This is a genomic window from Leptospira licerasiae serovar Varillal str. VAR 010 (assembly GCF_000244755.1).
Lineage (GTDB): Bacteria > Spirochaetota > Leptospiria > Leptospirales > Leptospiraceae > Leptospira_B > Leptospira_B licerasiae.
Genome location: NZ_AHOO02000009.1, coordinates 305,727 through 331,551 on the forward strand (window position 1 = coordinate 305,727; position 25,825 = coordinate 331,551).

Sequence of the window (25,825 nt, forward strand, 5' to 3'; positions counted from 1 at the left end):
ATGCAAAATATATTAAATAGTAATCCGCCAGATGATTCAGGAGCCGATTCTTTTTCTAGATTTATATATCAAGCTGATATTGCCTTTCCGTATTGCATTAGATGCATAATAGACGAAAACATAGTATCCGTTACCATGGAACATTACGAGGATATCGTAATCCAAGAATCTGGTGATCGTTGGAGATTTATTCAAGTAAAAACAAGAAATCCTGAATTGGGTCCTTGGAAGTTGAGCGATGTACTGGGTGAAAGCGGTGCAATACATAGTCTCTACAGAACGTATAAGGAAATACAGAATTTCAATTTTTCATTAGAAATGATACTCGAGGGAGCTATCAAAAAAGATGATGACTTAAATTCTTTTAAGAATGGATCGTACAATAAGCTAATAGAAAAAAAAGTTCAAGATAAATTAGAGATCGATGAATCGGAGGTTAAAAAATTTCTCTCGAAAGTCACTCTGCTCCCATCTCCTTCAAGTCGAGATGACATTAAAGTTCGAAATCGTGATTTAGTTCATTCACAAAACCCAAGATTACAAAGAGATTCTATTCTTAGAATTGAAAATATTCTGTTAACCGAACTGTCAAAAGCAATGAGCTTGGATAGACTTAAAGAAGGATGGCCTAAGTATATTATTAATCCAGATTCAGAAATTGAAGAAAAGATCAAAGCAAAAACTCTGTCTCGCATTACCCTTTGCCAATTAATACCAGAATTGCAAGTTTCTCAATCTTTGAGCTATTTACTTACCCAGATTACTTCCGCTGATAAAAGCCCCTCGGTTGTTTCCACTTTGGAAAGGAAATTACGAAGAGGAGGAGGTACAGAAGAAATTATTTCAACAGCCAGAATGCTTCGAGCAAATACGCAAAAGTTCCTTATAGAAAAAAGGATTATTCAAGGTGCAATTAACGAGAGTATTTTAGATGATCTAGATATCAGGATCGAAACTCAGGCAAAATCTCGACTATCACTATATGTTAATGGAGATAACCCCGCTATCCACCTTTGGAATAAATTACTCGAAGACTTTACCTCTATCTCAGATAAAATCGACATGAATCAATTGCTTAATGCAGATCCAATGTTACTATTAGGCGAAGCCTGTCAAAGGGCTGAGGAATGCAAGATTAGTTTTGGTGGCGGATATGAAGATTGAGCTATTTCAACCATCAATTGAAAGCGAAGCTAGAATATTACTTATTATCGATATTTTTACCGGAACAAACAAATCCGTTGAAGGCAGAATGAAATTGGCGAAATTAGATTTCCTATTAAGGTACCCAGAGTATTTAGCTAGAATTTTATTAGAATATCGGAATATTAAATTTGAAGACCTTGCAAGTGAGATCATATTTGAGAGAACAATTGAAAGTCAAATGGTGAGGTATAAATACGGTCCCTGGGATCCTTCTCATTATGCAATTATAGGAAGATTAACTGGTAAAGGCCTTATTACCTTCTCAGAAAGTGGCTATCGCTCTACCTCGGAAGGACATAAAGTATCTGGTATGATTCAATCTGAAGAAATTTGGGAAGATACAGTTGTTATATTGAAGCTTTTAAAAAAACATTTGAATTTGAGTGGAAATAATCTTAAAGAATTAATTTACAAATATATTCCTGAAGTAACCCAGGCAAATTGGGGGGATAGCTTGTGAGATTAAGAATTACTGAATTAAACTTAATTGGAAGCAAGCGTATAATTTCATTTGAAAAAGGGCTGAATATTGTAGTTGGACCGATCGCGACTGGTAAAACAACACTTATAAAGCTTTTACGTGCCTGTCTTGGCGGATCATTAGAGAACCTTCCTCCTGAAGCGAAAGCTGTGACTGTCCTCGAAATGACTTTGACTATTGGCGAAACTCAATATTCGATTACTAGAAACGCAGTTTCCACTCCAACAAGTTTAGTAGATATTGCTGGCGGTAATGAATTTATAAGACTACCTTTTACCAAAAAGACTGATAGCGGTACAAAAAAAACTTATATAGAATGGCTTTTAGAAAAACTTGACCTTCCTAAACTCGAGGTCCCGTCAGCGCCGACAAAAATCGAAAGCGAAGCTTCCCCGGTAACAATTAACGATTATTTTCTATATTGTATCCTTCATCAAACTGAAATAGGATCAAGCATTTTTGGGCATCTTGATTATTTTAAAAATATAAAGAGGAAATATGTTTTCGAAATTTTATATGGGATTTACGATATAAAGATTGCCAATCTTCAAGAAAATTTGCGAGATATTAAAACAAAAATTAGAATATCAAGTAACCAGGATGAATTACTGAATGATATTCTTGCAAAGACTATATTAGAAAATAGAGATGAAATCGAGCATAAGCTCTTGGAAACAAAACAAAGGCTTGTCGAAATTGAGAAAGTTACTATCTCTACTGCAAATGACATTGATAAAGATTCGAAAGTTAGTGAGATAAAAAAAAGCATATTTGATTTACAAGACAAGATTCGCAGTATTGAAAAAAATATTGCTTTAGAAGAAGCATCAATTGAATCTTTAGATCTTTTATCTTCTCAATATCAGTCTCAATCAATCAAGATAGCTAAATCGATTTCGTCAAAAAAATACCTCGGTTCTATTGAGTTTATTTTATGCCCCAGATGTGGAAGCCATCTTGACAAAACACGAATTGATGAGTCTCATTGTTACCTTTGTCTTCAAGAGCCTGGCCAAGAGGTTACGAGAGAAGAATTGATTAAAGAACAAAGAAGGGTTGAGAGTGAATTTTCTGAAATTATCGCCTTAATTGAAGAACGAAAACGAAGGATATCAGATTTAAATAATGAATTGGTTTCGCTTCGAGAAAATGAAAAGGATTTAAATGAAGAGTTAAATTTTAGGACTTCAACATTCATTTCAGAAAAACTGGAAACCCTTTCTTCTGTCGGAGAAGAACGAGCGACCTTAAAGGAAAGAATTGAAAGATTGGAATCATATATTGTGATCTTTTCTAAAATTGATGATAATCGAAGCCAAATTGATAATCTTAAAGAAGTTGAGGCAGATTTGGAAGCTCAACTGGAAAGTCAAAAAACAATTTTAAATTTTTCTAGGCGTAATTTAAAAGATCTTTCCGAGACTTATAGCTCTATTTTAGAGAGTTATAACCCTCCAGCTTTTGGCGACTCGACATTAAGCAGCATTAATGAAGATACATATATACCTACTTTTAGAGGAAGAAAATTTGAAACTTTAAGTTCACCAGGTTTGGGTACATTAGTCAATGTTGCTCACGCCTTAGCCCATCAAATAGTCTCCATTGAAAAGCATTTAAGATTACCGAATATTCTGATTATTGATGGCTTAAGTGAGCATCTTGGACAGGAAGGTTTGGATCCGGAAAGACTTGAGGCAGTTTATAAATCTATTGTTAATATTTCAGAAAAGTATAAAGAAACGCTTCAAATTATTATTATGGATAATCATCATGTCCCTGATTTCGCTGAGAAGTATGTAAAATTACGATTAACTGAAGCAGAAAGACTAATTATATAATTCTCAATTATTATTTTTAACTGACCAACCCGAACGCTACGCGATCGGGATATCAAATCTACCTAACCCACTTCACTTCGATTGCCCTCGTTAAAACTGCTTTGCAGATTTTACTCGGGCTTAATCTGTTCAACAAGATCACTTTTGATAAAGGCTGAGTAGAAATAGATAGTTGGTTTTCCATAAAGCCTGTATAAAATCAAAAACTCATCCATAAATAGCCGCCTTTGCCCTAGCTCTATTTTAGAAATATGACTTCGACTTCGTTTTAACTTCTTAGCTACATCCGCTTGAGTAAGCCCAGCATCCTTTCGCGCGGATTTCAAAGCTTTGTAGAAGAATTCCTTATCCTTCTTTGAGACTTTCCATTGTGGAAGAACACTGGCAAACATTGTGACTTCGGAATTTGCTACCTTCTGGGCATCTGAAGGTCTTAGAATCGGTCTTTTTCTGCTTTTCGTATGAGGTGATGCCATAGAAACTAATTCTGCGCCCGTGTATCGGTAAATACATTAATACACCATAAGTGAATTAATGTCAACAAAAAATAAATTATTAGTGTATTTTTAATGACCTCAAAGAAAACTGAAAAACTAATTGGAAAGAAGGTACAAGCAGTTATAGAAGATCATGGTGAAAGCCAGAAAGAAGCAGCTCCTGAGCTAAATATTTCTCCAGCAGGATTGAACAATATTATCCAAGGTAGAGTAGAATCGCTCTCTCAAGCATTTCTTACTACTTTTAAGGAAAGATATAAGGTAAACCTCGACTGGCTTTTAGATGATTCCAAACCTATTAAACCTGTTCTGTATTCTTCTTCCGATGAAGGACAGGTTTTTCAGATGGATGAGGATAAAGTTTTATTCAGTAAAATCAAAAGCACAAAAGGTGTGAAAGAAATCGTAAAGACACTCTTACAAATTTCACCTGATCAGAGAAAGATCATTGCTGATGTAGCTTCTGAGTTTGCCAAAAAGAAGTGATCTTTCAAATCTTAAATAGCAATTCTATTGGCATTCCCTAACCGGCTACGCCTTCCGTGGCTTCGCTCGGTTAGAGATTGGGGGCACGGCACAGCAGATAACTAAAAATTGTCGCTGCGCTGCGGGGTCGTTTCACGACCCTTGCTTGGGCTTCGCCAAATTCCGCTTTGTCACTCGTCTTGCATACGCAAGCCTCGCGCCAAGTCCTTCGGACGCGCGGAACTTCGACAATCATGCGTCGTTAGTCGCCATAATCTAAATTATCTGCTTAATGAGAATGTTTGAAATCAAGAGGCCCTCATCGGATCCCTGGGAAAATCATCTTATTACATACTTTTTCACTAAGTTAGCCGAAAAGAATGAAATACCGGAGCATACCGAAATCTATAAGATTGATGAATCTGGTGGATTAACGCCTGATTTTTATTCTATTGGATATAATGGACTTATCGAGATAAAGAAAGTCACTGAGAATGAAGAAGATATGGCAAAAGTTTCTGCTTCGAGAAAGGCATTAGATATACTTAGTGAAGATTTAAATCAAAATAATCCATTAGCAGGCAGCAAGATTACTGCCCATATTCAAATAATTGATAACTTAGTTCTTAAATCACGAGGAAAAGAATATAATCTTTTACGCAAAGCATTAATAGATTCATTATTAAAGCGAGAGTCCTTTGGAAAGGCGCATCCTAATTATTTTAGAATTGAATATGTTGAATCAGAGGAATATTTATCGAGCTTGTGGTTCCGGCATGGTGGATCAATTCACCTTATCAATCCGTTTGACTTGAAAGTTCCGCTGCAAAAATCTATAACTAAAGCAAATGATCAACTCAAGTATAAGCAATTTTCTGAATCAGAAAGATATCAAAGAATTTTGTTGTTAGGTCATTACTATACTTTTACAAATGATCCAAATGATATTAAAAGATCAGTTGAATCATTGAAGGATGAAAATCCTGAAATTTTTAGTAACATTGATCGAATTTATATTCTATCTAGGGACTATTTTGAATCTATCGATATTAGATAGATTACGGCGACTAACTTTCGGTGCTTCCGCAGCGCTGCGGGATCGCTTTCGCGACCCTTGCTTGGGCTTCGCCACATTTTGCTTTGTCACTCGCCTTGCAGGGCAAGTCTCGTGCCAAGTCCTTCGGACGCGCAAAACGTCGGAGCACCTCGGTCGTTATGCGACATTAGAAATAATAGGAAGTAAAATGAAAAATTCACAAGCGCAAGGAGAGATTGATTCGGTTAGTTGGTTAGAGGCAATTAACCTTGGTATAGATCTTTGCGAAAAGGTAGCAAATCAGCATCAAGAAAAGGCTGAAGTGTTTCTTAAGGCAGCGGCTGGAGTCGCAATTGGCGTCGGCTTGCTTTTGTTTATGACTATACTTAGCAGCCTTACTCATATACAGCCTTCGTTTGATAAAGTGGCTGAATTGATACGCTCTTCAAATCCTGAATCTGTTAAGAATTATTTAAGTCTATTTAGGGCTCCAAATACTGAATATATTATTATACCTATATCTCTATTGCTTGTTACCTCTATAGGCATCATATTGGCTTTATATAGAATGCATGTGACAGAAATGAATAAATACCATTATTTTCGAATTGGTTTAATTAGGACTCGTATTGCGCTAGTTTATTCAACAAAGCAAGAATTGCCAATTGCCTATTTAATGCAAAATGCGTTCGAATATGAAAGAAAAGGCTATTCTAATAAAGCTCAATATGAAAGCGCTATCCCTGGAATGATTTCATCAGATTTGGTCGCTGGCTTGATGAATAATGCAGGCACATTTTTGGGTAAAGCAGTTAGGAAGACAAAATAAGCCTTTTCATGGCTTTGGAAGTTCTAACGTCGCATAACTTTCGGTGCCTCCGCTACGCTCGGAGATCGCTTCGCGACTCACTCGCTCGGGCTTCGCCACATTTCGCTTTGTCACTCGCCTTGCAGAGCAAGTCTCGCGCCAAGTGCTTACGCACGCGCGAAACGTCGGAGCACCTCGGTCGTTAGACGACATGACAAAGGAAAGCTGTAAATGATAACTTATCTTTTTGGAGCCGGTGCCTCTTATAATGCCTTGCCATTAGCAAATCAAATGCCATCGGATATTGCCAACCTTATAGAGAAGTTGCTAACTCAAGGTTATGCAAGTTCTGATGAAGAAAATCAAGGTTATCGTATTGCCGATGTATTCAAGGAATATGTGGCTAATACTCGGTCTATGCTTGATGAAATTCGAAGAAGTGAATACCAAACAATTGACGATTACGCGTATGATAAAGCTCAATCTGGATCAGATATTAATTATATTCGCGCTATAATATCAATTTATCTAATGATTAAGCAGATCGTCGAGCCTAGTACGTATGAGTTTCGCTATCGAAGGTTTTTGCAAAAATTGCTAACAAAAGAAGAGTACAATAAAGACATTCGATTAAATTTATTGACTTGGAATTATGACAGCCAAATTGAGCTTTCTTACAAAAAGATACATAGTTATTCTTGGATGCGTGATATTCACGAAAAACTAAACATTTTCCCGTTGATAAATCAATTTGGTCAAGAAATTGATAATTACTCTATTAAAGATTTAAATGTCTTTTATCTCAATGGGTTCTCTGGACTACATCAATCCAATTTCAGCGGAAAGCTTGAGTATATTTCAATAAAGGATTATTTAATTCCAGGGGATTTAAAAAGCGTATTTAGTAATTTAATGTATTTTTATGCACGTTATAAGGAAAAAATTTTGCTATCTCCTATCATAAGATTTGGATGGGAGGAAGAAGAATTTAATAGAAAAATGTTCAACCATATACTCGAAGCAGTAAAAGATACTCGGAAACTGATTTTCATTGGTTATTCATATCCAGATACAAATCGGAGAATAGACAGGTTGTTGATAGATAACATGAATAAGCTCGAACGAATTATTATTCAAGAACCTTCTCTCGATTCTTATAAATTGACTGAATTTAAGCTCAAGGAATTCTTTCCCGATCTAAGGATAGTGAATTTAAATCAGGTGAACGATTTCTATATTCCTGATGAATTATTAATTTAATAATTGTCACGTCGTCTAACTGTCGGTTCTGACGCTTCGCTTCGAGATCGCTACGCGACTCTCGCTTGGCCTTCGGCACATTCCGCTTTGTCACTCGTCTTGCTAAGCAAGCCTCGCGCCAAGTCCTTCGGACTCGCGGAACGTCGTCAAACCTTGGTCGTTAGCCGCCATTATTATTAATTTTTTTTATTTCTGAAAAAGTAAGATCAAAAGTAATTATATATGAGAAGTTGCAAATTTTGTAATCTAATCTTATTGGTAGCTATTTCGTTAATGTATAATTGTAATACAATCAACGCTTATACTAAAAATAGAGCGATTGATTTTTCTGATGTATTGGGAATAAGCATTGATAAATCTGCAGGAGCTTCTGTCGCTATAGGACCGTTAACAGTAGGGGCGATTGCGTCACAGAGTATCATCTTATTTAAGAATGGTAAGTCTTGCATTCAATCTGATTCTTTTGCTGCAATAATAGCACTTGGAGAAACTGGAAGTTTGCCACCTTGTACCTACGTAGAACTAACATTAGGCCCAGGAATTGTAACCGATATCTTACTTCACGGAGAAGCATTAACTGATAATTTTTACTCTCAAAGAGGTAAAGTGTATAGACCGAACAGGGAATTTCCATTGCATTTATATGGGAGATTGAAAGTTAGTGTGGGTTTTATTTTAGGGGCGACTGTTGAAGTTAATTGGATTGAATTTATTGATTTGTTATTAGGAATAGTAGGCTTCGATTTACTTAAAGATGATATTTGGGTTGTCGATGAAAAGGGCCAATTAAGGATCAAGGTCGATACAAAGAGCAATAATAACGGCGGCTAACTAACAGCTCTGGCGCAGCGCTTCGGGATTGCTTCGCAACCCTCGCTTGGCCTTCGGCACATTCCGCTTTGTCACTCGCCTTGCAGGGCAAGTCTCGCGCCAAGTCCTGCGGACTCGCGGAACGTCGCCAAGCGTTGGACGTTAGCCGCCATAGCGATGAAAAATTTATGATTATATTAGAAAAAATGAACAAAGGAGATGAAGTAATTATAACTTCTCTTTTAGGGCATATTTCCCAAAGATTCTTTTTCGGATACGTGTCTCCGACTTTGAGTAATCCGTTTCAAAGCTTTCAGGCAATTTTTGCTAAAAATCTTGAGGCATGCAATCGTTATGAAGATACTGATACATTTTGGAAAGCTTATGGAAATGAGGACTTTATTTATATAAATGATAATTTCGAATTTTTAGATATGCCAGGGCTTTCATACGTTCACTTGTACAAGAAGTGTATTGAGCGAAAAATAAATAGGAATTTCCGAATTCATAACCGCAATTTTAGCAAGATAAAAAAATGGGAAACGAAAGGGAGACTATTCGATACAAATTCTTCAAGAATTGACTTTGATCTAAAATTTAGTAGGTTAGCAGCTCAAGGGATTTCATTCTATTTAATTCGTTTACATATATATCTACTTCGACTTCGGTTGAAATGGTTCTTTAGTCCCTTTTTAGTAACTTATTACTTTATAGTTGATAATTTTATAATTGGTTTTTCTAAATTCAAAGATTATAGAACCAAACTACTTGATTATCAGGAAATCTTAAATGATAAAGAGTTGGCTAAATTAATTTCAGGTGGGAAAGATTACAAAGAGCAACTTGCCTCTGCGCATAAGGAGTTAGAAGTGGCACGAGATGCTTATATTGAAATGAATAAAGTAGTAATTGGTCTGCTAATTGCAGTGATAACTATTTTGATAAATCTACTCGTATCTAGCTCAGAGCATATTACCAAAGAAAGAGAACTTATTACGGCTAATGAAAAAATTAGGAAACTTGAACAAACCGAAATTAGCAAGTCATTGCAAATAAATAATTTACTGACGAAAATTGAAGTGCTGGAGATGAAGCTTTTTCTTAAAAGATAAAAAACTAAGAATCATCGTTACGGCGGCTAACTATCGGCTCTGACGCTTCGCTTCGAGATTGCTTACGCAACTCTTGCTCGGCCTCCGGCACATTGGCTCAGTCACTCGAATTGCAAAGGCAATTCTCGCGCCTGTCTTCACTTCGTTCAGCTCGCCAACGTCGTCAAGCCTTGGTCGTTAGGCGAAAGACCTCAAAGAATATTGTTTTGATAGGAAGAAATGGAACAACCGAAGACATTTATATCATATAGTTGGAGTTCGCCAGACCATGAAAATAGAGTATTGAATTTGGCAACCGAGCTTGTAAATTCTGGAGTGCAAGTCATTTTAGATAAATGGGATTTAAAAGAAGGAAATGATTCGATAGCATTTATGGAGTCGATGGTGACAGACCCTTCAATTCAAAAGGTTATTCTAGTATGTGACCGGGTGTATTCCGAGAAGGCAAATGAAAGAAAGGGAGGGGTTGGAACGGAAGCGCAAATAATTTCCGGTGAGATTTATCGAAAGGCAGATCAAGGGAAGTTTGTAGCAGTAGTTGTCGAAAAAGATCAAGACGGGAACGCATTTTTGCCTGCATACTATAAGAATAGAATCTACATCGATTTGTCTTACTCATCAGATTACACAAATGGGTTTACTCAGCTTCTTCGCTGGCTTTATAATAAACCACTTTATCAAAAACCAGAAATAGGAAAGCCTCCTAAATTTGTGTCAAATGAAACCTCTTTAATTAATAGTAGCCTCTTACATAACCATTTATGCAAAGCAATAAGAGAAAACAGCGATTCTCAGAAAGGATTGCTAAGAGAATATCTTGAATTAATAACTGATAATTTTGAAAAATTAAGAATTACTGAACCTGATTCAAATTCTTTTGATGATCAGGTTGTTTCCAGTATATCAGATTTTATTCCTTATAGAAATGAATTTCTTGAAATTGTTAATCTTCTTTCAAAATACGAAACAGACGCAGCTTCATTAAATCAATTTCATAAATTTTTCGAATCGCTAATACCATTTCAATATAATCAGAAAATACCCGGCTCATATAGAGATTGGGATTTTGATAATTTTAAGTTTATAATCCAGGAATTATTTTTATTATTAATTGCTACTTTGCTTAAGCATGAGCGATTTCAGACGGCCGCATATTTCCTATCGCAGAGATACTACTATTCTACAGATAGATCGGGAATTTCAATGCAGCATTTTTCAATATTCCGCCAACCTTTAGCTTCTTTGAAATTTCGAAATAGTAGGTTAAAGCTAGGTCGTCTCTCATTGCATGCTGATTTACTAAAAGAAAGAGCTCAAGAATCTATGATTGATTTTACTTCGATAATGCAAGCAGACTTTGTTTTATACTTTAAAGGAATACTTGATTCGATACGAAATGAAGAGCATAATTTTTGGTGGCCTGATACATTGCTTTACATGTCTCATTGGCCTAAGAAATTCGAAATATTTGCGCGCTGCGAATCGCTTTCTTACTTTGAAAAAGTGAAAATTCTTTTTGGCATCCAAATTAAAGGAGAATTTAGTCAAGTGTTTGATGAATTGGCTAAGGATAGGAGCCTCATCCCTAGGTGGGAAATTGAAAGTTTTGATCCAAGATTCATGCTAAATTTTGATAATTTATGCAAGTATAATTAACCGAAAGAATTTCGGTCCTTCGCCTAACTTTCGGTGCCTCCGCGCCGCTCGGGGATTGCTTTGCAACCCGCTCGCTTGGGCTTCGCCACATTCGCGTCCGTCACTTCGTTTGCATAAGCAAACTCGTGCAGTTGCGAACGTCGGAGCACCTCGGTCGTTAGGCGACATTTTTTGAATTGTACTGCTTATAAGAAAATGATATGAAAGTAAAAATAGAACCGCAAACGTTTACAGTTTCCCGTGATGGTGCAAACATTCAGTTAAACTTAATAATCGCAGATACTCCTGTTCTCGAAATACTAAATAGTGGAAAAAAGATTGCAGAAATTAAAAAAGCAAACTTGAAGGAAACTTTTGCGATTCATGGGAAAACATCCGACTTTAAGCTAACTGTTTGGTTTAGATTTCCTAATATTTCCTTTTTTTATTTTGCGGATCTATATGGCATTGGGATAGAGTTAGACGATTATCCTTTAAAAGGAACAATCGCCGATCCAGATAAATCGATTTTGAAAGGCCTATACGCATTATCATTTGTAACTTGTATATTTTTGATTAAAAGTGTTACGACTATCCGCTGGTATTATTATGAAGATTCACGTTCATTCCTTACCTCGATACTTTATTCTTTCGATTATATCGCTCCATTTCTAATGTTAAGTTTCGGAGCAGTTGCTATAGTTCTAAATAAATATGAGCGATCTGCCTTTATTATTGGTATTATATGGGCCTTATTAGAATTTTTAGATTACTCAGTTAGTCTTAAATCTGCTTTTGAAAAAGGAGTTTCATTCTCCTGGCTGACAACTGTTATTTGGATAACTATGAGAAGCAATTCAATGTATATGTTATGGAATGGCTTACAAAGTAGTATAAAAAAACGTCGCCTAACTATCGGTGCCTCCGCTACGTTCGTGGATCGCTAACGCGACCACTCACTCGGGCTTCGCCACATTCGCTTCCGTCACTTCGTTTGCAGAGCAAACTCGCGCCGTTGCGAACGTCGGAGCACCTTGGTCGTTAGGCGAAAGCTCTGCAGAAAATTATAGTAAACTGTTGCGGGCGTCCGTGCCCGCTTTTTAAGTGTTTGAACTTCGAGTATTGACAATATGTATCATTATACATATAAATATCTGTATTGACATAAATATCGTTTTCGGCTATCCTATGTATAAATGGAGTTTGAATGGGATCCTGCAAAGAATGAAGAAAATTTGCGGAAACATGGAATTGACTTCTACGAGGCTCAACGGGCTTTCTTGGATCCCAACCGTGTTATCACTCTGGATGTTGTTCATTCTTCAGATTCGGAAAAGAGATATTATTGTTTTGGCCTTATTGATTCACATGTATCAACCGTAAGATTTACCGTTAGAAATGGCAAGATTCGAATCATTGGGGCCGGTTATTGGAGGCAAGGTAAGAAAGTTTATGAAAAAGAAAACGAGATACACTGATGCACCGGCATCTATATCATCTTCAATTAAATCTTCTGTTGTAATTGATGATTTCCTTCCTCCTCCAAACAAGCTTGTTTTGAAAGAGGATAATTCCAAAATAACTATAGTCTTAAGTAAGAAGAGTATTTCATTCTTTAAAGAGCAATCTAAAAGATCTGGAGTTCCTTATCAGACTATGATTAAGAAAGTCCTGGATTTATATACTGAGCATTACGCTCATAAATGATTTAAAGCGCCATCCATGGCTTAATTCTATTGTATTAGCTCGCAGAGCCTTCGCCTAACTTTCGGTGCTTCCGCAGCGCTGCGGGATTGCTTCGCAACCCTTGCTTGGGCTACGCCACATTTCGCTTTGTCACTCGCCTTGCAGAGCAAGTCTCGCGCCAAGTGCTTCCGCACTCGCGAAACGTCGGAACACCTTGGTCGTTAGCCGCCATTACTAAAACGGTTCAAACATGAAATTTATTCTGTTAGCAAATGGAGGTATTCCACTATTATTTGAAAGTTGGTTGCTGGGAATAATTAATATCCCTTTGGCATTTATTGAATTTACTTCTCTCTTTCTTTTAATTAAGTTTCAAACAAATCAAACGGTTCCTGTTTATGCTTTCTTCTTTATATTTCTTGGGAATATATTGTCATCATTGCTATTTGTTCCGGTTGGAATGGTTGCTGGAACAGGAAATGTTGGGGAATATAGTTTCTTCTTTTTGTTATTGTTGTCACTAATAGCTTCCATAATTATTGAATTTCCATTTTATCATTTTTCTGTTTATAAATTAGGTGAGTTGGAGTTAAGCAAACTCATATTTTTTGGATATCTGGTTTGTATTCATTTAGTTTCTTATCTTATACTTGTTGGCTCTTTTTTCGCTTTTAGGTAGTTTGTTGGTTAAGTTAAATGCTTTGGGCAAGGAAGTAACGGCGGCTAACTGTCGGTTCTGACGCTGCGCTTCGAGATCGCTACGCGACTCTCGCTTGGGCTTACGCCACATTCCGCTTTGTCACTCGTCTTGCAGGGCAAGCCTCGCGCCAAGTCCTTACGGACTCGCGAAACGTCGTCAAACCTTGGTCGTTATACGCCATGACTATAGAAGATATCTATGAAGCCTAAAAAAATTCTTAAATTAATAACTCTATTTGCAGTGGGTTTCCTTGTAGTCCCATTAATACTTTATTTTTATCAGTTTAATATGGGCTTGGCTACAACTGATCAGGCCTGGGCAAATTTTGGATCCTATTTTGGCGGAGTAACCGCTGCGGTCTTTTCATTTGCAAGCTTCGTATCAGTCCTTTACGGATTGGTTCGTGCTGAAGACGTTCGAACATCTGAGAATGAAGAAAAGCATATCTTTGCACTCATTGATTTATTGGGTCGTCATAAGTCTTTTATGCATTGCTATGTTTTGCAAGAAGATCTGCATAGTTCGCAAGTTGTTGAAAGATATAATCAGGCTTTTTATAACTTTGCAATTCCCACGGTGGATGGGATAAATATCTCTTTTAGTCCTGTGCCATATTTTTCCTTAGAAAACTCTGTCAGTGTTTATTGCAATTTGATCATATATATTTTGGAATATATTGACACGACTTCGAATAAATTAAAATACACAGAGATATTTTTATCCCAACTTTCGGAAACTGATAGGCAATGTGTGGTTTCTCAAAATATAGATTTCTTTGAAAAGCATCCTGAAATCAGGCGAAAGCTAATCGTAGAAAATAAGTATGTTAGTATAAAGAATATAAAAAGTAAAGTTGATGAAGTAATTAAGGCTTGGGGCGGCACTTACAAATAGTCACGGCGTATAACTTACGGTGCCTCCGCGCCGCTTCGAGATTGCTTACGCAACTCTCGCTCGGGCTTCGCCACATTTACTTCCGTCACTGCGCTTGCTTACGCAAACTCGTGCCGTCGTAAACGTCGGAGCACCTTGGTCGTTATGCGAAAGACGGCAAAAATAAAATTGATATAGAACAATATGATTCAATGGCAACTATTTCCAAAGAATTTGGCTCCTCCCAATTTCATTACTGAGTTAATTCGAATATTTGAAGATCATCATTATTCAATTAATTCAGAGAATCATGAATTGCAGAGTAATGAAGTCTTAGCAATTCTTAGCCAAGAATTGTTAAAGCATAATTATCAAGTTGAAGTGGGAAAGAAGGCGGCTGAGAAAATAAATATCCCTGTATTGTACGGGAAAAATGGTAAAGTCGAAAAGTCTTTTGATGCGGACGCGTATCATTCTACCTATGAAATAGTGTTAGAAGTCGAAGCTGGTAGGGCGGTAGTAAATAATCAGTTTCTTAAAGATCTATTTCAAGCTTGTATGATGCAAAGTGTTTTATTTTTATCAATAGCTGTTAGAATTAAATATCGAGATTCTAAAGATTTCGAAAAGGTAACTACATTCTTTGAAACACTATTTGCAAGTGATAGGATTTCGCTTCCTTTAAAGGGAATTCTAATAATAGGCTATTGAAGTTAACTTCATGCCGTCCATCGCATAACTGTCGGTTCTGACGCTGCGCTTCGAGATCGCTCCGCGACTCTCGCTTGGGCTTACGCCACATTCCGCTTTGTCACTCGTCTTGCAGTGGCAAGCCTCGTGCCAAATCCTTCGGATGCGCGGAACGTCGTCAAACCTTGGTCGTTATACGCCATCGGGTGGCGAAAAAAGGAAAATTAATGAGTGAATTAGAAGAAGTAGCAAAAGCAGCGGCGGAAGCTTCAAAATTTGGGACCAAAGCTCTTGAAACCACAGAAAAGCTTCTTGGTTTCCTAAGTAGAGTGTTCGCTGAACCTTTGGAACAAGTGTCTGGTATTCTTGGCGATAGGTTGAAATTTCTTCGTTGGAGACGCCAAGTTCGCATAGTAGATGAGGTGAACGCTTTACTAAAACAGCGTGGGATTTTCGACCTTCGGCCTTTGCCAGTTAATCTTGCGCTGACTATATTAGAAAATGCGAGTATGGAGGAAAACGATGAAATCCAAGATATTTGGAACAAGTTACTCGCCAATGCAATGGATCCCAATTTCAAGAATGAAATCCGGACTGCCTATATTGATATTATTAAATCGCTCAGTCCCTTGGACGCACGCGTCCTATTAGCAGTTTTTAGAAATGTCAATTCGTTCCTCCCGCAGCAACCCTTGGAATTTATTGGTGTCACCCGTAAAGGGATTCAGGCACAGCTTCAAATCGGACAAGAGGAGGCACTACTAAGTATCCAAAATCTTTTCCGGGTTCAATGTCTTGCACTAGCTACTGATTATGCGAAATTCCCCGTTGATGAATTCTCACAAATATACGCCGGTGGCTTTGATGAGTTTTCCCTCACACTTTTCGGATATCGGTTCGTTGAAACTTGCTTGGGTTAATTGGCGAAACACCATCCGACGGCGTATAACTTACGGTGCTTCCGCTACGTTCGTGGCTCGCTGCGCGACCACTCACTCGGGCTTCGCCACATTTCGCTTTGTCACTCGCCTTGCAAAGCAAGCCTCGCGCCAAGTGCTTCGCACTCGCGAAACGTCGGAACACCTTGGTCGTTAAGCGCCATTAAGTAAAAAATATTTGTATGAAGATAGATTTTCTTTCTAAATCAGATGATAATCGCGAAAATCAAGTAATCTATGAGTTCGTCGAATTTATTGCTACTGACTTAGGAAAACTTGATATAATTAATATAGAAAGAATTCTCGAGACAGATGCTCGAACTCCTGATTTTTTGGTTAAAGACTTACTAAGCATTGTTGAAATTAAGAAAGTCACTGAAGATCCTTCAACGATGCAGAAAATAGGTTCCCTTCGAAATAATATACTATCTAAAATTGAAAGAGAAGTTAAGAGCAATTTAGGTAATTTAACAGATAATATTTTAGTATCGATAAATAATTCAACGGCCCTAAAGTCTAGAGGGAAGGAGTATAAGTCTCTAATACAAAATATATCTAAAGATATTTGCGACAAAAATGATTATGGATTTTCCGGAGATTATGGCTACCGGATTTACCGTAAAGAAGGTATTCCTAATTTAATGGTCATTTATGCAGGACATGAATATCCTACTCCCGAAAAACTTGCTGAACATTTAAAAGACAAAATGGCTATTGCAATAGATCAACTGAGCAAGTACCAGGAAACATATCGATTAAAAGACTATAAAAAGATTCTGATTTTCGATCATTTCTTTACGCATACGGAAGATCCTTCACTGACCGTGAATGCCATCGAGATTGCATATAATCTGTTATCTACTACGGGATTGGATTATATATTTCTTAGAATGAACAAAGCTATTATCAAGGTAAGATAGCTTTTTGATATTACTTAACGGCGCTTAACTGTCGGTGCTTCCGCTTCGCTTCGAGATCGCTAACGCGACTCTCGCTCGGGCTACGCCACATTTGCTTCTGTCACTTCGTTTGCATGTGCAAACTCGCGCCATCGCAAACGTCGGAACACCTTGGTCGTTAGACGCAATTGCTGCATTTAATTAAGCAGAAACAATTATATTGAAAGGTAATTACAATGAATAGTGATTTTTCAGAAGAAGAAAGATTTGCAAGGCTTCAAAATTTGAATCTATTTCTAGAAGAAAGACAAAAGAGCAGTTTGCTGGATCGAATTCGAAGACTATTTTTAATATTAACTTTTACATTGATGTTATTGACTTTATTTTTCTTTTTTTCGGATGAGGGTCGCAAAAATTTTATTAAAAAGTCTGAGCTGCACGATAGTATTACAAAATCGATTGCTAATGAAGGGGATTTACGCGCTATTCGGAATATTTATGAAAATAGAAAATTGCAGACTAAAAGTATCTATAAAGTTTTTAATCAAAATGATGAATATTATTCCGGAGATGTTTCTTTATCCAAAATACTAGAAGATATTAGAACATCTCTTTTTATTACTAAAGTTGATAATGTTTCCGTTAGTAAAATTGACAGATTGATCAGAGAACACAGCGAACGAAATCCCTTTGATGCATTAGAAGCAAATCAAAAAGACATTTTCGAAAATTTGCGAATGAAAAGTGCAAATAATTATTCCTATATCAAGACTGATGTTGACAAACTCGCCTCCGAAATTGAAACAAAAAACGCTTTGGTAAATAAATATTTAAATCTATCGAATAATAGTTTCTGGGTTTCGATATTTGCATTATTTATTTCCGTTGTAATTGGGATTTATCAAATTTATCAAAATAGATCCTCTCGATTAAAGTTATTCTTATCTACAGTATTGTCACAATGGTATGAGAATATTGATTCTAAGGCACTTAAGTCTGATAAAAAGTCATCATAATCCGTTAGCTTGAAATTGTTTTACATATTTCAAGCAACTGCGTCTAACTGTCGGCTCTGACGCATCGCTTCGAGATGCTTCGCACTCTCGCTCGGCCTTCGGCACATTTCGCTTTGTCACTCGCCTTGCAAAGCAAGTCTCGCGCCAAGTCCTAACGGACTCGCGAAACGTCGTCAAGCCTTGGTCGTTAGACGAAATGCTCAAGAAATCTGATGAAAGAAGAAATAAACGAAGAAGCTTATTGGAGCAGGGAGACTTTTGCACATTATGGTCTTGCTATGTACTTCGCTCAATCACTGGAGAAATCGTTAGGTATTTGGATTACTTTTACACTCACTAAAGATCGAGAAATTACGAAGTTTCAATTCGACTATGAATTAGAGGAGATGTTTAAGAACACATTTGGCGGATTAATTCTCATCATTAAAAATAAAGGAATCGGAATTGAATCGGGGTTAATGTCTAAGCTTGAAAAAGCCTTAATGGAGAGAAATCATCTCGCTCACCATTATTGGTGGGAACATTCGATTTCTTCTGCGAAAATGGAAGGGAAGCAGCTGATATTGGATGAATTGAAAGACTTACGGAATTTTTTTAATGAACTCGATGAAGAAATTACGAATCTGACAGATCAATTTGCTGAAACCAAAGGCGTAACAAAAGAGATAATTCAAGAACATTATGAGGCATTGCTTGCTGGCCCAATGATTTTGTTCGAGCAAAAGAGGCTTTTGAAAAAGAAAGAATTATTAATTGAAATTGGAAGACTTTATCCCGACCAAAATCGAAAAATGTATACGCCAATTTTTACCTTTGAAGACAATAGTAAATGGGCACTTGGCGATGCAGGATTTGCGTACGCTCCTGAAATAATTGAATCGAATTACCAAATAGAAGAAAACTATTTGCCTCTACTGCCAACGTTAATTGAAACTAAAGCCAAAAATTATGAGCCTTGGCAATATAATTTGAATTTAGATAATGGGTATGTTCTCTGCGTAAATAAAATTGATACTCTGTCTGGCATTTCATTTACTTATACAATTAAAAAGAAATAATTGAGCACTTCGTCTAACTATCGGTGCTTCCGCAGCGCTGCGGGATTGCTTCGCAACCCTTGCTTGGGCTACGCCACATTTCGCTTTGTCACTCGCCTTGCAGAGCAAGTCTCGCGCCAAGTGCTTGCGCACTCGCGAAACGTCGGAACACCTTGGTCGTTAGCCGCCATTACTAAAACGGTTCAAACATGAAATTTATTCTGTTAGCAAATGGAGGTATTCCACTATTATTTGAAAGTTGGTTGCTGGGAATAATTAATATCCCTTTGGCATTTATTGAATTTACTTCTCTCTTTCTTTTAATTAAGTTTCAAACAAATCAAACGGTTCCTGTTTATGCTTTCTTCTTTATATTTCTTGGGAATATATTGTCATCATTGCTATTTGTTCCGGTTGGAATGGTTGCTGGAACAGGAAATGTTGGGGAATATAGTTTCTTCTTTTTGTTATTGTTGTCACTAATAGCTTCCATAATTATTGAATTTCCATTTTATCATTTTTCTGTTTATAAATTAGGTGAGTTGGAGTTAAGCAAACTCATATTTTTTGGATATCTGGTTTGTATTCATTTAGTTTCTTATCTTATACTTGTTGGCTCTTTTTTCGCTTTTAGGTAGTTTGTTGGTTAAGTTAAATGCTTTGGGCAAGGAAGTAACGGCGGCTAACTGTCGGTTCTGACGCTGCGCTTCGAGATCGCTACGCGACTCTCGCTTGGGCTTACGCCACATTCCGCTTTGTCACTCGTCTTGCAGGGCAAGCCTCGCGCCAAGTCCTTACGGACTCGCGAAACGTCGTCAAACCTTGGTCGTTAGGCGGACATCCGATAAATTTTCTCTTTTTTATTTTAGGGTAAAATATTCTTTAGAAAGAGCCGTGCAAAATCTTTCGTATGTTAGCCCGCTCCTGAGATGCTCTGGTGCCGAAGATTTGAGTTTCATCCTGCTAATTAGATTGCATAGACATGTTTTAACTGATGCCGTATTCGGAGCGGAGATTTGGCATCTAAAAGCTGCATTTTACCGAGACGGCAATTTGCCGAATTAGAGAAGGCCAATATTTGGAATGCACCGTATTTGGATCGGACGTCGCCTAACTAACGGTTCTGACGCTTCGCTTCGAGATCGCTACGCGACTCTCGCTTGGCCTTCGGCACATTCCGCTTTGTCACTCGTCTTGCTTAGCAAGTCTCGCGCCAAGTCCTTCGGACTCGCGGAACGTCGTCAAACCTTGGTCGTTAAACGCAAGCCAGCAAAATTATGGATGAACAAGAAAAAACTTTCGATATGAGCGCTACTGATCAAAAGGTGAGAGGAGAGTATTTTCCCTTAGGATTTAAAGAGAGCTTTTACGAACCTTATCTTACCGCAGAAATTGCGCAGCTAATATTAAATAAAGCTACGAACCTAAATCATTCAATTTCGAAATGGAAAAAATTGGGGACCTTCCGTTTTGAGGGCAAAAAGCTAAATGGAGAATCAATTTCGGGTGAAACCAGTTTTGCAAAAATTGAACAAATTTTAAAAGGTAACCGAGAATATCTTTCTAATGGTACCGTAATTCCTGAATTGCCTATTACTTGGATGGATTCATCCATTGCCATTCAGTTGAATTTTTATGCACCAGAAAATGGCTCTGAAAAATCATTAACTATTGAATTAAATACAAAAGGATCACATAACTATCCAATTTTGCCTCGAATAGATAGAGAAGGCATGGCATTTTCGTCCACCTTGGATACTCTGGAGAAAATATTATATAATGTAAAAATTGATTTAGTTAAAAATTCAAACCTGATGCTTGTGGGAAGTAATAATTATTGGCTGGAAAAGCTAATTACTTATTTGAATACATCAGTATCTTTAATAGAGAATATGCTCATTATGCTTTACTATAAAGCCAAGCATGATCATAGCACTTTTGGGTGGCAGTTTGATGAACAAAAACTCGGACAAACATATTCACGTAGGCTAACAGATAAAATAAGTTGGGTTTACACTATTACCGGCAAACATCTTCCTGATCTTACTGAAGAATTAAAAGCTCTGAATGAGCTAAAAGCTGTAAGAAATCATTTAAATCACTTTGATCCACCTGTTTTTGCTTGCACTATTGAAGATGTAGCAGACTGGTTAAATAGAAGTTATTACATTGCTCGCTTAGCACTGAAAGTCCGCCAAACAGTAAATTCTTCTGTATCTGGAAATTTAATAAAATTACTACTCTCAAAACCTGTCTTATACTCTCCAAATGATCCCGGAAAAGTAAGATATAAACAAACTGCTACGGGATATAAAAGCTGCTTTGTTGGCGAATAAGCTGGCCAGCGTTTAACTATCGGTTCTGACGCTGCGCTTCGAGATCGCTAACGCGACTCACTCGCTCGGCCTCCGGCACATTTCGCTTTGTCACTCGTCTTGCATAGCAAGCCTCGCGCCAAGTGCTTCGCACTCGCGAAACGTCGTCAAGCCTTGGTCGTTAGACGAACAGTTTGGCTAAATTTTCTTTAAAAAGAAAATGGTTGACAACGTAACCCTATGGGTTACGGTATATGTATTGATTATCTCCTTTAGACACAAGGGCCTTGAACATTTTTTTGAAACTGGCAGTAAGAAAGGAATTCAGGCAGATCATTCTAACAAATTAGCTAGAATTCTAGATAGGTTAGATTCATCCCTATCTCCTAAAGATATGGACTTACCAGCATATCGCTTACATCCTCTTAAAGGTCGTGAAAAGGGTAGGTGGTCAGTCTGGGTAAATGGAAATTGGCGTGTTACCTTTGAATTTGAAGGTGAAAATGCAATAATAGTCGATTACGAAGATTATCACTAGAGGCAAGATTTTATGAATAAAAGAAAACCTACTCATCCTGGTGAAATTTTACTAGAAGATATAATAAAGCCCTTAGGATTAACTATCACTGAGGCTGCGAAAGACTTAGGAATATCTCGCAAGACGTTATCAGAAATAGTGAATTGCAAAAGTCCAGTTACTCCGGAAATGGCAGTAAGAATAGCAATTGCAACGAATACCTCAGCAGAGAGTTGGCTGAGCATGCAAACAAAATTAGATTTATGGACTGCGATGCAAGAAAGGCCTAAGAATATAATCAAGTTTCCAATTTCTGCGCAATAGAGCCAAACCGTCGTCTAACTAACAGCTCTGGCGCAGCGCTTCGGGATTGCTTACGCAACCCTCGCTTGGGCTTCGCCACATTCCGCTTTGTCACTCGTCTTGCAGGGCAAGACTCATGCCAAGTCCTTCGGACGCGCGGAACGTCGCCAAGCGTTGGTCGTTAGGCGAAATGTCACGGAAGCCGAACATCAATTGTATATGGAGATAATTAGTCTATGCCTATTCCTTACGAATTAGAAAAAGATGTCGTTAACGAGGTTAATAAACTCTTCAAAAAGAATGAAGCAAGTATGGTTATGGAAAAATTAAGAAATACGCAACTTTGGGCTGAGGATTCAGGACCGCCGGCTAGAATCCATCTTGCAATGGTTTGGAAATCGAAAGGAGATATAGAAATTTTTCTAAAGACACTGTATGATGGATTGGATTGGCGTGATTTATTAGTAGAGATGAAATTGGCGGATGAAAATTGGAAAGAAATACTTTATAAGAAAAATATATATGCTGACCAATGGATAAGAAAATAGGCTTCCTGTGACACTTCGCCTAACTATCGGTGCCTCCGCTCCGCTCAAGGCTGCTTCGCACCTTTCGCTCGGGCTACGCCACATTCGCGTCCGTCACTTCGTTTGCATGAGCAAACTCGTGCCGTTGCGAACGTCGGAGCACCTTGGTCGTTAGGCGTCATAAATTCAAATCAATTTTAATATAGGAAATAGAAATGGCAAAACCAACAGATAAAGAACGATTCTTTGCAAACTTACCAATTGATGGAAAACCAATTTCAAATAAAGCCCTAAAGGCTGTATTAGAATACGATGATGATAAATATCTAAGAATTCGGAAAGAGTTATTAGATGAAGGGCGAGTCTCCATTGGAAGAGGTTATGGGGGCTCAGTTTATAGAATAGCTGATATTGATATATCTAACTTTAAAGAGATAAAATCTAAAAAAGAAGACAAGTATAAAAGTGAGTTAACATTATACGATTCTTTTTTAAAAACTATAAAAGAAAAGCATACGGCATACTTTGAATACGATAAATATATAATTCAAAAAACGGCTCACTCAGGGTCAAGAAACACTGGAGGAGTGTGGACTAGGCCCGACATTACATTAATCACAGTGCAAACATTTCCATACATTCCGAATAAAATATTAGATATAATTACCTTTGAACTAAAGCATTATAAAGATTTTTCAATAGTCGGTGTTTTTGAATGCGCTGCACACACTCGGTTTAGTAATAAAAGCTATTTATCGATCTATTTTCCTGAAGATGAATTTCAAAATCTAAGTGATGATGATTTTGAAAGAATAAAAGGTGAATGCGAGCGATTTAAAATCGGCCTAGTTATTTTTAGTGATCCAGAAAATTATGATACTTTTCATTTTCATGTCGATCCTGAAAGAAACTCGCCTGACCCGTCTGAACAAAATGAATTTCTCTCACAGCAGATCAAAGAAGATAATAGAAAAATACTTTTAACTTATCTGAGATAGGTGAATTTACGACGCCTAACTGTCGGTGCTTCCGCTACGCTTCGGGATCGCTAACGCGACCCTCGCTCGGGCTTCGCCACATTTGCTTCTGGCACTCGTCTTGCAAAGCAAGCCTCGCGCCATCGCAAACGTCGGAACACCTTGGTCGTTAGGCGAACATCCGATAAATTCTTTCTTTTTTATTTTAGGGTAAAATATTCTTTAGAAAGAGCCGTGCAAAATCTTTCGTATGTTGGCCCGCTCCTGAGATGTTCTGGTGCAGAGCTATGGAGTTTCATCTTGTTGATTAGATTGCAGTTTGTGGACTTTAACTGGTCCCGTAATCGGAGCGGAGATCTGGCATCTGAAAGTAGTATTTTACCGAAACGGCAATTTACTGAAGTATAAAAATGCAACTATTTGGAATGCACCGTATTTGGATCGGACGTCGGCCTAACTTACGGTGCCTCCGCGTCGCTCGGGGCTTGCTTCGCAACCCGCTCGCTTGGGCTTTGCCACATTCGCGTCCGTCACTTCGTTTGCATGCGCAAACTCGTGCCGTTGCGAACGTCGGAGCACCTTGGTCGTTAGGCGTAATCGAGTAAAAAACAATTGTAAAATAGATTTTGCTAATTTGCTTTAATATATTCTATGTCGATAAAAGATTATTTCTCAGATAAGATTGCTGCAATTTCAACTCCAAGCGAATCTAATCTTCTTTCCATCTCTAATTTTACTCGATTTTCCGATAATTCTGCAGTTCTCTTTAAATTAGATTGCAAAGGGGATCATTTTCAAGTAAGTAGTTTCAGTTTTTTTGCTGATACTAATATCTTTAAGCGCTTTCTGCCGGACTTAAAAAAATCATACCAAAGTTTATCTGGAATTGCTAAGATTGAAACATCATATGAGGATGATGTTCTAAAAATCAAATTCAAAGACAATGGTCATATTGATATTCTGTGTAATGTATTTATTCATGATGAATATTCTCAGGTCGTAAATATTGGGTTTGAATTAGATCAATCGTATTTGCCATCATTTATTGAATCATTAGAAAAGATTTACGAGGAACTATTTCCATAAGTTCTCGACTACGCCTAACCTTCGGTGCTTCCGCAGCGCTTCGAGCTTGCTTCGCAACTCTCGCTTGGCCTTCGGCACATTTCGCTTTGTCACTCGCCTTGCAGAGCAAGTCTCGTGCCAAGTGCTTACGCACTCGCGAAACGTCGGAACACCTTGGTCGTTATACGCAAGACGCCCAAATATTGCATTTTATAGAAGAATTCATTTGACTTATATACAAAGATTGTATATACTAAAGAAATGAACCAGACTGTTAATATTTCCTTTGAAAAGGGGCTTTTAAAAGAAATAGATAAAATTGCCAAAAGAGAACATAGATCAAGGTCAGAATTGATTCGTGAAGCGGCGAGAGCCTATATAGAAAAGAAATTTAAATGGGAAAAAATTTTCGAAATTGGCTCAGCAATTTCTAAGACAGCAAATATTACTGAGGAATCCATTATAGATGAGATAAAACTAATTAGGAAGCAGAAGAAAACTCCCTGATGCTTAAAGTTCTTATAGATACCAATGTTTACATATCAGCAATTCTATTTGGTGGCAAACCTAAAGTTATTTTAGAAGAGCTAATATCGGGTAAGATAATTGGCTACATTTCTGATTCCATCTTAAAAGAAATTGAAGAGACATTAAAAAAGCCAAAATTTAAGTTAAGTGAAGAATTTATCTCAATAGTTTTATCTGAAATTGAATCACTCACAGAGAAAATAGTAAATATATCTCTAAAAGACTATGCGGGTCTTCGAGACAGAGATGATTATCACATACTTGAGAGTGCGATTTCAGCAAAGGTCGATTATTTAATTACTGGCGATCAAGATTTACTGGTTTTAAAGAATTTGAAATCTCTCAAGATTATTTCTCCTGAACAATATTTAAGTTTGGATAGTAGTGGGGCGTCCAGCGTATAACTAACAGCTCTGGCGCAGCGCTTCGGGATTGCTTTCGCAACCCTCGCTTGGGCTTCGCCACATTCCGCTTTGTCACTCGTCTTGCAGTGGCAAGCCTCGTGCCAAGTCCTTCGGACTCGCGGAACGTCGCCAAGCGTTGGTCGTTAGCTGCAATTGCCGTATAATGTTGTCGTGAACACATAAGAATGTATGTTCTTATTTG

30 protein-coding genes are annotated in these 25,825 nt (G+C 37.5%); 29 read left to right on the plus strand and 1 reads right to left on the minus strand.

Annotated features, from left to right (window positions below):
- The 3 genes from LEP1GSC185_RS12420 to LEP1GSC185_RS12430 are packed head-to-tail and all read left to right on the plus strand — an operon-like array spanning position 1 to position 3,525.
- On the plus strand, positions 1-1,164 hold the full coding sequence (locus tag LEP1GSC185_RS12420; protein WP_008588896.1) for a dsDNA nuclease domain-containing protein: 1,164 nt from the start codon (positions 1-3) through the stop codon (positions 1,162-1,164).
- On the plus strand, positions 1,154-1,666 hold the full coding sequence (locus LEP1GSC185_RS12425; protein ID WP_008588982.1) for a hypothetical protein: 513 nt from the start codon (positions 1,154-1,156) through the stop codon (positions 1,664-1,666). The genes LEP1GSC185_RS12420 and LEP1GSC185_RS12425 overlap by 11 nt, the downstream gene beginning before the upstream one ends.
- Positions 1,663-3,525 (plus strand): AAA family ATPase, encoded by a 1,863-nt coding sequence (locus tag LEP1GSC185_RS12430; RefSeq protein ID WP_008588783.1) that lies wholly within the window; start codon positions 1,663-1,665, stop codon positions 3,523-3,525. The genes LEP1GSC185_RS12425 and LEP1GSC185_RS12430 overlap by 4 nt, the downstream gene beginning before the upstream one ends.
- Before the next feature lie 110 nt (positions 3,526-3,635).
- On the opposite strand, the gene LEP1GSC185_RS12435 is transcribed toward LEP1GSC185_RS12430, so the two are convergent.
- A complete protein-coding gene (locus LEP1GSC185_RS12435; RefSeq protein WP_008596783.1) occupies positions 3,636-4,001 on the minus strand; it encodes a helix-turn-helix transcriptional regulator in 366 nt (121 codons plus the stop codon).
- Positions 4,002-4,094: 93 nt separating this feature from the next.
- On the opposite strand from LEP1GSC185_RS12435, the gene LEP1GSC185_RS12440 reads away from it, so the two are divergent.
- The 26 genes from LEP1GSC185_RS12440 to LEP1GSC185_RS12565 all read left to right on the plus strand — a co-directional run bounded on the left by LEP1GSC185_RS12440 (position 4,095) and on the right by LEP1GSC185_RS12565 (position 25,623).
- Complete coding sequence (locus LEP1GSC185_RS12440; RefSeq protein ID WP_008589235.1) at positions 4,095-4,508, plus strand: helix-turn-helix domain-containing protein; 414 nt, start codon at positions 4,095-4,097, stop codon at positions 4,506-4,508.
- A gap of 277 nt (positions 4,509-4,785) precedes the next feature.
- Positions 4,786-5,544 (plus strand): hypothetical protein, encoded by a 759-nt coding sequence (locus LEP1GSC185_RS12445; protein ID WP_232298386.1) that lies wholly within the window; start codon positions 4,786-4,788, stop codon positions 5,542-5,544.
- Between the two features lie 187 nt (positions 5,545-5,731).
- Positions 5,732-6,352 carry a hypothetical protein gene (locus LEP1GSC185_RS12450; RefSeq protein WP_010514581.1) on the plus strand — a complete coding sequence of 207 codons (621 nt, stop codon included), beginning with the start codon at positions 5,732-5,734 and terminating at the stop codon, positions 6,350-6,352.
- Positions 6,353-6,562: 210 nt separating this feature from the next.
- Entirely contained in the window at positions 6,563-7,591 is a 1,029-nt protein-coding gene (locus tag LEP1GSC185_RS12455) for a hypothetical protein (RefSeq protein ID WP_008588742.1), read from the plus strand.
- 222 nt (positions 7,592-7,813) lie between these two features.
- On the plus strand, positions 7,814-8,422 hold the full coding sequence (locus LEP1GSC185_RS12460; protein ID WP_008588752.1) for a hypothetical protein: 609 nt from the start codon (positions 7,814-7,816) through the stop codon (positions 8,420-8,422).
- A 68-nt stretch (positions 8,423-8,490) separates the two neighbouring features.
- Complete coding sequence (locus LEP1GSC185_RS12465) at positions 8,491-9,513, plus strand: hypothetical protein (protein WP_008588774.1); 1,023 nt, start codon at positions 8,491-8,493, stop codon at positions 9,511-9,513.
- 219 nt (positions 9,514-9,732) lie between these two features.
- Positions 9,733-11,169 (plus strand): SEFIR domain-containing protein, encoded by a 1,437-nt coding sequence (locus tag LEP1GSC185_RS12470; RefSeq protein WP_008589215.1) that lies wholly within the window; start codon positions 9,733-9,735, stop codon positions 11,167-11,169.
- Between the two features lie 200 nt (positions 11,170-11,369).
- Positions 11,370-12,095 carry a hypothetical protein gene (locus LEP1GSC185_RS12475; RefSeq protein WP_008589076.1) on the plus strand — a complete coding sequence of 242 codons (726 nt, stop codon included), beginning with the start codon at positions 11,370-11,372 and terminating at the stop codon, positions 12,093-12,095.
- A 249-nt stretch (positions 12,096-12,344) separates the two neighbouring features.
- The gene (locus LEP1GSC185_RS12480) at positions 12,345-12,626 is read left to right on the plus strand and encodes a BrnT family toxin (protein WP_010514588.1); all 282 of its coding nucleotides are present in this window, start codon (positions 12,345-12,347) and stop codon (positions 12,624-12,626) included.
- A complete protein-coding gene (locus LEP1GSC185_RS20200) occupies positions 12,547-12,855 on the plus strand; it encodes a CopG family transcriptional regulator (protein ID WP_167319275.1) in 309 nt (102 codons plus the stop codon). The genes LEP1GSC185_RS12480 and LEP1GSC185_RS20200 overlap by 80 nt, the downstream gene beginning before the upstream one ends.
- Positions 12,856-13,084: 229 nt before the next feature.
- A complete protein-coding gene (locus tag LEP1GSC185_RS12490; RefSeq protein ID WP_008596773.1) occupies positions 13,085-13,513 on the plus strand; it encodes a hypothetical protein in 429 nt (142 codons plus the stop codon).
- A gap of 219 nt (positions 13,514-13,732) precedes the next feature.
- Complete coding sequence (locus tag LEP1GSC185_RS12495; RefSeq protein WP_008588961.1) at positions 13,733-14,428, plus strand: hypothetical protein; 696 nt, start codon at positions 13,733-13,735, stop codon at positions 14,426-14,428.
- 183 nt (positions 14,429-14,611) lie between these two features.
- A complete protein-coding gene (locus tag LEP1GSC185_RS12500; protein ID WP_010514648.1) occupies positions 14,612-15,118 on the plus strand; it encodes a hypothetical protein in 507 nt (168 codons plus the stop codon).
- Between the two features lie 206 nt (positions 15,119-15,324).
- Positions 15,325-16,017, plus strand: coding sequence for an Abi-alpha family protein (locus LEP1GSC185_RS12505; RefSeq protein ID WP_008589069.1), 693 nt, complete (start codon positions 15,325-15,327; stop codon positions 16,015-16,017).
- Positions 16,018-16,217: 200 nt separating this feature from the next.
- Positions 16,218-16,955, plus strand: a complete 738-nt coding sequence (locus LEP1GSC185_RS12510) for a hypothetical protein (RefSeq protein WP_008588940.1) — start codon at positions 16,218-16,220, stop codon at positions 16,953-16,955.
- 215 nt (positions 16,956-17,170) lie between these two features.
- Positions 17,171-17,950, plus strand: a complete 780-nt coding sequence (locus LEP1GSC185_RS12515; RefSeq protein ID WP_008589196.1) for a hypothetical protein — start codon at positions 17,171-17,173, stop codon at positions 17,948-17,950.
- A 212-nt stretch (positions 17,951-18,162) separates the two neighbouring features.
- A complete protein-coding gene (locus LEP1GSC185_RS12520; RefSeq protein WP_008589041.1) occupies positions 18,163-19,008 on the plus strand; it encodes a hypothetical protein in 846 nt (281 codons plus the stop codon).
- Positions 19,009-19,196: 188 nt separating this feature from the next.
- Complete coding sequence (locus LEP1GSC185_RS12525; RefSeq protein WP_008596773.1) at positions 19,197-19,625, plus strand: hypothetical protein; 429 nt, start codon at positions 19,197-19,199, stop codon at positions 19,623-19,625.
- Between the two features lie 639 nt (positions 19,626-20,264).
- The gene (locus LEP1GSC185_RS12530) at positions 20,265-21,323 is read left to right on the plus strand and encodes a hypothetical protein (protein ID WP_008596741.1); all 1,059 of its coding nucleotides are present in this window, start codon (positions 20,265-20,267) and stop codon (positions 21,321-21,323) included.
- 199 nt (positions 21,324-21,522) lie between these two features.
- Positions 21,523-21,840: a type II toxin-antitoxin system RelE/ParE family toxin gene (locus tag LEP1GSC185_RS12535; protein ID WP_232298385.1), complete on the plus strand. Its 318-nt coding sequence runs from the start codon at positions 21,523-21,525 to the stop codon at positions 21,838-21,840.
- 12 nt (positions 21,841-21,852) lie between these two features.
- Positions 21,853-22,143: a HigA family addiction module antitoxin gene (locus LEP1GSC185_RS12540; RefSeq protein ID WP_008596843.1), complete on the plus strand. Its 291-nt coding sequence runs from the start codon at positions 21,853-21,855 to the stop codon at positions 22,141-22,143.
- Between the two features lie 215 nt (positions 22,144-22,358).
- A complete protein-coding gene (locus LEP1GSC185_RS12545) occupies positions 22,359-22,670 on the plus strand; it encodes a hypothetical protein (protein WP_008596799.1) in 312 nt (103 codons plus the stop codon).
- A 194-nt stretch (positions 22,671-22,864) separates the two neighbouring features.
- The gene (locus LEP1GSC185_RS12550; protein WP_008596815.1) at positions 22,865-23,647 is read left to right on the plus strand and encodes a hypothetical protein; all 783 of its coding nucleotides are present in this window, start codon (positions 22,865-22,867) and stop codon (positions 23,645-23,647) included.
- Between the two features lie 630 nt (positions 23,648-24,277).
- Positions 24,278-24,712: a WapI family immunity protein gene (locus LEP1GSC185_RS12555; RefSeq protein ID WP_008596739.1), complete on the plus strand. Its 435-nt coding sequence runs from the start codon at positions 24,278-24,280 to the stop codon at positions 24,710-24,712.
- Between the two features lie 240 nt (positions 24,713-24,952).
- The gene (locus LEP1GSC185_RS12560; RefSeq protein WP_008588701.1) at positions 24,953-25,198 is read left to right on the plus strand and encodes a CopG family ribbon-helix-helix protein; all 246 of its coding nucleotides are present in this window, start codon (positions 24,953-24,955) and stop codon (positions 25,196-25,198) included.
- Complete coding sequence (locus tag LEP1GSC185_RS12565) at positions 25,198-25,623, plus strand: putative toxin-antitoxin system toxin component, PIN family (protein WP_008589133.1); 426 nt, start codon at positions 25,198-25,200, stop codon at positions 25,621-25,623. The genes LEP1GSC185_RS12560 and LEP1GSC185_RS12565 overlap by 1 nt, the downstream gene beginning before the upstream one ends.
- Positions 25,624-25,825: the final 202 nt, after the last annotated feature.

Coding starts and splice junctions, on each gene's coding strand:
- LEP1GSC185_RS12500 (WP_010514648.1), top strand. CDS start 14,612: ATGATTCAATGGCAACTATTTCCAAAGAATTTGGCTCCTCCCAATTTC.
- LEP1GSC185_RS12440 (WP_008589235.1), top strand. CDS start 4,095: ATGACCTCAAAGAAAACTGAAAAACTAATTGGAAAGAAGGTACAAGCA.
- LEP1GSC185_RS12420 (WP_008588896.1), top strand. CDS start 1: ATGCAAAATATATTAAATAGTAATCCGCCAGATGATTCAGGAGCCGAT.
- LEP1GSC185_RS12560 (WP_008588701.1), top strand. CDS start 24,953: ATGAACCAGACTGTTAATATTTCCTTTGAAAAGGGGCTTTTAAAAGAA.
- LEP1GSC185_RS12515 (WP_008589196.1), top strand. CDS start 17,171: ATGAATAGTGATTTTTCAGAAGAAGAAAGATTTGCAAGGCTTCAAAAT.
- LEP1GSC185_RS12550 (WP_008596815.1), top strand. CDS start 22,865: ATGGCAAAACCAACAGATAAAGAACGATTCTTTGCAAACTTACCAATT.
- LEP1GSC185_RS12490 (WP_008596773.1), top strand. CDS start 13,085: ATGAAATTTATTCTGTTAGCAAATGGAGGTATTCCACTATTATTTGAA.
- LEP1GSC185_RS12445 (WP_232298386.1), top strand. CDS start 4,786: ATGTTTGAAATCAAGAGGCCCTCATCGGATCCCTGGGAAAATCATCTT.
- LEP1GSC185_RS12460 (WP_008588752.1), top strand. CDS start 7,814: ATGAGAAGTTGCAAATTTTGTAATCTAATCTTATTGGTAGCTATTTCG.
- LEP1GSC185_RS20200 (WP_167319275.1), top strand. CDS start 12,547: ATGGCAAGATTCGAATCATTGGGGCCGGTTATTGGAGGCAAGGTAAGA.
- LEP1GSC185_RS12480 (WP_010514588.1), top strand. CDS start 12,345: ATGGAGTTTGAATGGGATCCTGCAAAGAATGAAGAAAATTTGCGGAAA.
- LEP1GSC185_RS12505 (WP_008589069.1), top strand. CDS start 15,325: ATGAGTGAATTAGAAGAAGTAGCAAAAGCAGCGGCGGAAGCTTCAAAA.
- LEP1GSC185_RS12455 (WP_008588742.1), top strand. CDS start 6,563: ATGATAACTTATCTTTTTGGAGCCGGTGCCTCTTATAATGCCTTGCCA.
- LEP1GSC185_RS12540 (WP_008596843.1), top strand. CDS start 21,853: ATGAATAAAAGAAAACCTACTCATCCTGGTGAAATTTTACTAGAAGAT.
- LEP1GSC185_RS12495 (WP_008588961.1), top strand. CDS start 13,733: ATGAAGCCTAAAAAAATTCTTAAATTAATAACTCTATTTGCAGTGGGT.
- LEP1GSC185_RS12525 (WP_008596773.1), top strand. CDS start 19,197: ATGAAATTTATTCTGTTAGCAAATGGAGGTATTCCACTATTATTTGAA.
- LEP1GSC185_RS12535 (WP_232298385.1), top strand. CDS start 21,523: ATGGTTGACAACGTAACCCTATGGGTTACGGTATATGTATTGATTATC.
- LEP1GSC185_RS12545 (WP_008596799.1), top strand. CDS start 22,359: ATGCCTATTCCTTACGAATTAGAAAAAGATGTCGTTAACGAGGTTAAT.
- LEP1GSC185_RS12425 (WP_008588982.1), top strand. CDS start 1,154: ATGAAGATTGAGCTATTTCAACCATCAATTGAAAGCGAAGCTAGAATA.
- LEP1GSC185_RS12530 (WP_008596741.1), top strand. CDS start 20,265: ATGGATGAACAAGAAAAAACTTTCGATATGAGCGCTACTGATCAAAAG.
- LEP1GSC185_RS12555 (WP_008596739.1), top strand. CDS start 24,278: ATGTCGATAAAAGATTATTTCTCAGATAAGATTGCTGCAATTTCAACT.
- LEP1GSC185_RS12435 (WP_008596783.1), bottom strand. CDS start 4,001: ATGGCATCACCTCATACGAAAAGCAGAAAAAGACCGATTCTAAGACCT.
- LEP1GSC185_RS12510 (WP_008588940.1), top strand. CDS start 16,218: ATGAAGATAGATTTTCTTTCTAAATCAGATGATAATCGCGAAAATCAA.
- LEP1GSC185_RS12520 (WP_008589041.1), top strand. CDS start 18,163: ATGAAAGAAGAAATAAACGAAGAAGCTTATTGGAGCAGGGAGACTTTT.
- LEP1GSC185_RS12475 (WP_008589076.1), top strand. CDS start 11,370: ATGAAAGTAAAAATAGAACCGCAAACGTTTACAGTTTCCCGTGATGGT.
- LEP1GSC185_RS12565 (WP_008589133.1), top strand. CDS start 25,198: ATGCTTAAAGTTCTTATAGATACCAATGTTTACATATCAGCAATTCTA.
- LEP1GSC185_RS12470 (WP_008589215.1), top strand. CDS start 9,733: ATGGAACAACCGAAGACATTTATATCATATAGTTGGAGTTCGCCAGAC.
- LEP1GSC185_RS12450 (WP_010514581.1), top strand. CDS start 5,732: ATGAAAAATTCACAAGCGCAAGGAGAGATTGATTCGGTTAGTTGGTTA.